This is a genomic window from Psychromonas marina (assembly GCF_030161115.1).
GTDB classification, from domain to species: domain Bacteria; phylum Pseudomonadota; class Gammaproteobacteria; order Enterobacterales; family Psychromonadaceae; genus Psychromonas; species Psychromonas marina.
Window position 1 is genome coordinate 1 of the sequence record NZ_BSPQ01000011.1, and the last position, 6,079, is coordinate 6,079.

Below are 6,079 nucleotides of genomic sequence, written 5' to 3' on the forward strand. Positions count from 1 at the left end.
GGGAAAAGTAATATTTAGATTGACGTGGGAAGTCATACCAACGCCTTGCTAAGCGGATAAAAATGGTTGGCTATAATCGCGAAGCGATGGCCAACTGTTTTTATTCCGTTTAAGCAACTTGTTATGAGTATTTTTCGAATTCTAAGTGCTCTGGTAAGTTACTATTCAACGAATACCAACTCGCTTTTTGAGACACCCAAATGTGATTTATTTCTTTAGATTTAGGATCGTCATCCAATGAACCCAAACGTAAAACTATATGCTTAGAATTATCTTTTTTTGCATAGATTTGAGTAGCACAATTGGAACAAAAATATCTATTTTTACCAGGAGATGATTCATAGCAACCTAGTTGCACATCACCTAGTAATTTAAAATCAGAGTCATTAACACCTGCAACACTTGAAAATGCAGAGCCATGGGCTTTACGGCAAGTTTGACAGTGGCAATGGACTATATCGCCAATTTCACCTGATATTTCATATTTAACATTACCGCACAAACAGCTTCCGGTTACCATTGAAACCTCAATATTTGGATTACTCATAACGCCGCACTAAGCGGACAAAAATAGTTGGTTATAATGTGTAGCGAAGCGAAACGTAACCAACTGTTTTTGTTCCGTTTAAGTGCCTTGTTAGCACGGCTTAAAGTAACCTTAATCAGATTACTAAACTACTATTTTTTGGAAATTTGCACAACGAATGTGAAGCTGAACATTTATTGTAAATCGAATACAAACCCAAGGTTACACACAAAAACTAGCAACCTTCTAAAATCACGTTAAACCCACGAGGAAAAATCCCAAGATAGAAAAGTGAACTACGAAATACAAGAAAGCCCACAAAACCCAAAAGCACGCTCACGTAAGCCAGCTAACGCCCATATTAAGCGGACAAAAGTAGTTGGCTATACTTGTTGAGGCACGAAACAAAGCCAACTGTTTTTGTTCCGACTTAAATTGCTTGTTATGTTTTTGTTAGGTTTATAGATAGCTGTCTTTACAATTACTACATACAAAGTGTTGATTGATTAACTGTCCTGTTTTTGAATCATTACATATTTCGCATAGTTTGAAAGTTGTATTGAAATCTATACTTAAAGATGATTTTTTCAGTGTGTTTATCAAAACTGTATTTTTACTAAGATGACTAGAGCTCTGAACTATTTTTTCATCTTTATCATTTTTTGAATGCTCACTTTGCGTAAGAGGAGTTTCATTAAGACTAATATCGTTACTTGGAAGAGAACCTTCTTTTACAACTTCATTTTCTGAATTGATACTATTATCTTTTGAACAGCTTATAGTAGAAATTATCCCTGCTCCGACAAAAAAAACAGTTCCATTCAATATTGCAATAAGAGCAACTCCTTCATGGATCGAACTTTTAGCCGCCATGAAAAAAGCAATCCCAGCTAAGTACGCAATGGCACCTAATAACGTAAATAATATGCTCATGCTATAAACCTCTAAATTAAGAAAACATAACGCCCACATTAAGCGGACAAAAATTGTTGGCTAAAATAGTGTAGCGAAGCGAAACATAGCCAACTGTTTTAGTTCCGTTTAAATTGCTTGTTAGCACTACAGACACCACTTGCTGATAAGCTCATAACCTAAAAAGTTAAGCGAGTATGTTTTATTTTCTTTAGTATATGCAACAGTTTTACCGATGTATTGAGGGTTATTATCTCTTATTGATTTATACCCATGCCGAAATTTTATTAATGGCTCTTCACGGTATTTACATTTGCAGACACTTCGTAAATCTCTATCTTTTATTTCAGAACAATTTTCGCCTTCTGCATCCATTACTGAATAGGCAAGACCTCGTATATCTGATAACTCACTTACCTTAGCTCCATCATCTATGAACAAAGCTTCAGAATACGATGTACAAGGAGCTATTGCACATAATAAAAGTATAACTGCATATTTCAAAACATAGTGCTCCCTCAAGTAGTGCTAACGCCGCGTTAAGCGGACTAAAATAGTGGGTTATACTGTGTAGCGCAGCGGAACGTAACCCACTGTTTTAGTTCCGTTTAAACGCCTTGTTAGTATTTTAAGTGCAGGTTATTCGCACCCCAATATGTCAACGATTTTGTACAATGACTTTTATAAATAAAGTCCAAAATACCAAAGAAAATAGATAACAACAAAGAACCAATGCAACTACTTGCTCAGAGCCATGCAATCCGCATTCAATACTAATATAACTCGCAAGAGAACCTCCAAAGTAACTAGCAGGCATACCTAATAAATAGCTAATTAAACCAAATGCAACACCCGTTTGGACATCATATTCAAAGCCAGATTCATAAACAAAATAACAGGAGAAAATAAGCCAAAGTAGTGTCCACCCGATAACAAACCTTTTGATTCCCATAATAGACTCGATATTAAAATGAAATACTAACGCCCACATTAAGCGGACAAAAATGGTTGGCTATACTTGTTGAGGTACGAAACAAAGCCAACTGTTTTTGTTCCGACTTAAATTGCTTGTTATAAAGTCAACCATTGAACCCTGCAATTGAAAGGCAACATTTCAATATAGCTGCCCTTTTCGATTTAAGATTAATTTTCAGCGAAGCGCGTTGACGAGCGAGGCTGAAAACTAATTTTAAATCGCCGAATAATTATCGGTTTTGAACACCCAAACAGGCTACCGCACTTGAAGTGAAAAACACAGCAAGTGACGACGTTTAGGCTTTGAAAAACTAGCCCATTTGAACAATCTTAAAACGAAGTTAGTGATGCCAACTTCGCCAAAAAATTTACTGATTTTTGGACTTACAAAACCAACCTCAACACACTAAATGAACACTTTATAACGCCCACATTAAGCGGACAAAAATGGTTGGCTATACTTGTTGAGGTACGAAACAAAGCCAACTGTTTTTGTTCCGACTTAAATTGCTTGTTATAAAGTCAACGATTGAACCTTACAATTGAAAGGCAACATTACGATATAACAGCCCTTTTAAATTTAAGATTAATTTTCAGCGACGCACGTTGACGAACGAAGCTAAAAACCAATTTTAAATTACCGAATAAAACTCGGTTTTGGACACTCAAACAGGCTACCGCACTTGAAGTGTAAAACACAGCAAGTGACGACAATTAGGCTTTGAAAAACTAGCCAGTTTGAGCAATCTTAAAACGAAGTTAGTGATGCCAACTTCGCTAAAAATATTGCTGACTTTTGGACTTACAAAACCAACCTCAACACACTAAATGAACACTTTATAACGCTGCTATTAAGTGGAAAATAATGGTTGGCGTATAATCGCGAAGCGATGGCCAACTGTTATTTTTCCACTTGAATGCCCTTGTTAATTGGCCATTCAACTTTGCAACCTCGAAGTTGCACCATAACGTGATTTTACAAAACCACATTTCTAAATACTTTAAATTAACGAAGCTAATTGACGAATAAAACTCGTTAAATAAGGTATACGATTTACAATTTGGTATAAAGCATAAAATCAGAAATTCACACTATCAAAGAAACTAAACAATATTCTAAGACCGATGAACAACCAACACTTCACACCAATAAATCTCGCCCACTCTGCAGGCCAATTAACGCCGCATTAAGCGGATAAAAAAAGTGGGTTAAAATGTTGAGGTACGAAACATAACCCACTGTTTTTATTCCGTTTAAATGCCTTGTTAATTGATGCCGATAATAGAACTTTAAATACCAATTACTCTAGTGACCATTTCGATATTGAGAACCCAAATACCAAGCGGAAACTACACACCTTTTTAGCAAAATTGCACGTTCAATATTACGTAAAAACTAGGCAAAAAATGAAGCCTCTATTTACTAAAAACTAAGCTAATGAGTTTTATGCTTTTGGTTTTTATAAAAGCAAAACTCTATTAGCGAAAATACCTTAATCTGGCTGAATGTGCAGATTAAAAGTCACATTCGAGACAACTTATTTGAGCGTATTTCATCAATTAGTCGGTAATAAAAACACTTAAAATTGAAAACATACCCCAAATAATTTTAAGGCCAATTAACGCCACTATTAAGCGGATAAAAATAGTTGGCTATAATTGTGGAGCGAAGCGAAACGTAGCCAACTGTTTTTATTCCGCTTGAATGCTCTTGTTAAATGGTAGGCCGAGTGAACAATCAATTGAACTGTAAAATCAGGCTTTAAACCACTTATAATTTAACCATTATCATAAACGAAGCTCGTTGATGAACGAAGTTAATACATTGTTCTATTTGCATTTTTGAGAGGCGAGGTTAAAAACTAAACCAACTCACCGCACTTGAAAGTGGCATAAATGTGCAAGTTACGAATTACATTCATGGTCACGATTAAAATATCCAGTTTCAAATAATTTCAAAGGTATCAAGCAAGCCAACCTCGCATACGACTTTACACAAAATAGACCTAAGAAACACAACCCCAAAAGACCTCTACGAAAGCCATTTAACGCCGCTATTAAGCGGATAAAAATAGTTGGCTATAATTGTGGAGCGAAGCGAAACGTAGCCAACTGTTTTTATTCCGCTTGAATGCTCTTGTTAAATGGTAGGCCGAGTGAACAATCAATTGAACTGTAAAATCAGGCTTTAAACCACTTATAATTTAACCATTATCATAAACGAAGCTCGTTGATGAACGAAGTTAATACATTGTTCTATTTACATTTTTGAGAAGCTACGTTGAAAACCAAGCCAACTCACCGCACTTGAAAATGGCGTAAATGTGCTAGTTACGAATTACATTCATGGAGACAATTAAAATAGCCAGTTTCAGATAAATTAAAAGGAAACAAACAAGCCAACTTCGCATACAACTTTACACAAAACAGACCTAAGAAACACAAACCCAAAAGACCTCTACGAAAGCCATTTAACGCCGCGTTAAGCGGACAAAAATTGTGGGTTATAATGTGTAGCGAAGCGAAACGTAACCCACTGTTTTTGTTCCGTTTAAACGCCTTGTTAGGCACTATGGGACCTCATACTTAACTCTTGCGCAACAAAATTTGCAGTTTTTACGTATTGTTTTGCAGTTGTAGCAGTAATATCTAAATCAGATGCGTGTACTGCTTTATTTCGGAGAACACGAAGCTCCTGATATGCAGCTTGAAAAGGCTCAATATCTAGATCCTTTTCTTTGGCAAGCTTAAATAAACCTTGGTACGAAACCTTTGCAGGAAGTCCATTAGCCTGACAAAATACAGATGTTGTTTTTTCTAAGCTTACCCACGCTTCTAGAATTGCAGCTCGAGGAGAAACCTCAGACAGCTCGGTTAAGGAAATTGAAGTAATGGTATCTTCTTCAACTACTTTGTTTTCGTCACCAACCTGAGTAGTCTCAATCTTATTTAACCTTTCTTGAAATTCCGCTTCCAATTCTCCATATTTAAGCTTAGAAACTCGTTCTAATAGTTTCCCAGCTGGTGCTTTTAATATGTATATACAGCAGACAACACCTACCGGCCATGCCAATGAATTTACTAACGATGCAACAAAATCTAATGTACCCATAAAGCTCAGTGAACTCCTTGTTAATGGTGCCTAACGCCCACTTAAGCGGACAGAAATAGTTGGCTAAAATTGTGTAGCGAAGCGAAACATAGCCAACTGTTTATGTTCCGTTTAAAGTTCTTGTTATGTGTTAATCAACGCTACTGGCGATTAAAAACAACAAACCAATAGCCAAAACCTATCAATTAATTTATACTGTGCAAGTACACAGGAAATCTTGAACGCATGGATGTTAACCAGTAAAACTACTATTCATACATTATTGAGGCATTTATATATGAGCATTAAACCAGGTCCGAAACCAAAAGCTAAATCAACTGGAAAAACAGATCAAAGACGCAGTGTTACTCCAGAAAACAAGCCAAAACATAAAGACCTAGATACTCACTATCATAAATAAAATATAAATATTAAAGCTCTATTACAGAGCTTTCTCTCTCTTCAGCACTTCCATATCAACTCGATAAACAAATCATAGAACTGACACATAGACATAATGACTCCCACTAAGGTGCTAGCCTCTACCGTGGGTTAGTTTTTCAACCAGAGCCATA

General features: G+C 36.1%; 6 protein-coding genes. 1 reads left to right on the top strand and 5 read right to left on the bottom strand.

Annotation, left to right across the window (positions count from 1 at the left end):
• Positions 1-121: 121 nt before the first annotated feature.
• The 5 genes from QQK09_RS11990 to QQK09_RS12010 all read right to left on the bottom strand — a co-directional run bounded on the left by QQK09_RS11990 (position 122) and on the right by QQK09_RS12010 (position 5,525).
• Positions 122-547 (bottom strand): GFA family protein, encoded by a 426-nt coding sequence (locus QQK09_RS11990; RefSeq protein WP_284204387.1) that lies wholly within the window; start codon positions 545-547, stop codon positions 122-124.
• 438 nt (positions 548-985) lie between these two features.
• Positions 986-1,459, bottom strand: a complete 474-nt coding sequence (locus QQK09_RS11995) for a hypothetical protein (RefSeq protein ID WP_284204388.1) — start codon at positions 1,457-1,459, stop codon at positions 986-988.
• Between the two features lie 126 nt (positions 1,460-1,585).
• The gene (locus QQK09_RS12000; RefSeq protein ID WP_284204389.1) at positions 1,586-1,942 is read right to left on the bottom strand and encodes a hypothetical protein; all 357 of its coding nucleotides are present in this window, start codon (positions 1,940-1,942) and stop codon (positions 1,586-1,588) included.
• 154 nt (positions 1,943-2,096) lie between these two features.
• A complete protein-coding gene (locus QQK09_RS12005; RefSeq protein WP_284204390.1) occupies positions 2,097-2,390 on the bottom strand; it encodes a hypothetical protein in 294 nt (97 codons plus the stop codon).
• 2,586 nt (positions 2,391-4,976) lie between these two features.
• Positions 4,977-5,525, bottom strand: coding sequence for a hypothetical protein (locus QQK09_RS12010; protein WP_284204391.1), 549 nt, complete (start codon positions 5,523-5,525; stop codon positions 4,977-4,979).
• Positions 5,526-5,802: 277 nt separating this feature from the next.
• Here QQK09_RS12010 and QQK09_RS12015 point away from each other — a divergent pair, with 277 nt between their 5' ends.
• Entirely contained in the window at positions 5,803-5,925 is a 123-nt protein-coding gene (locus tag QQK09_RS12015; RefSeq protein ID WP_284204392.1) for a hypothetical protein, read from the top strand.
• Positions 5,926-6,079 lie beyond the last annotated feature (154 nt).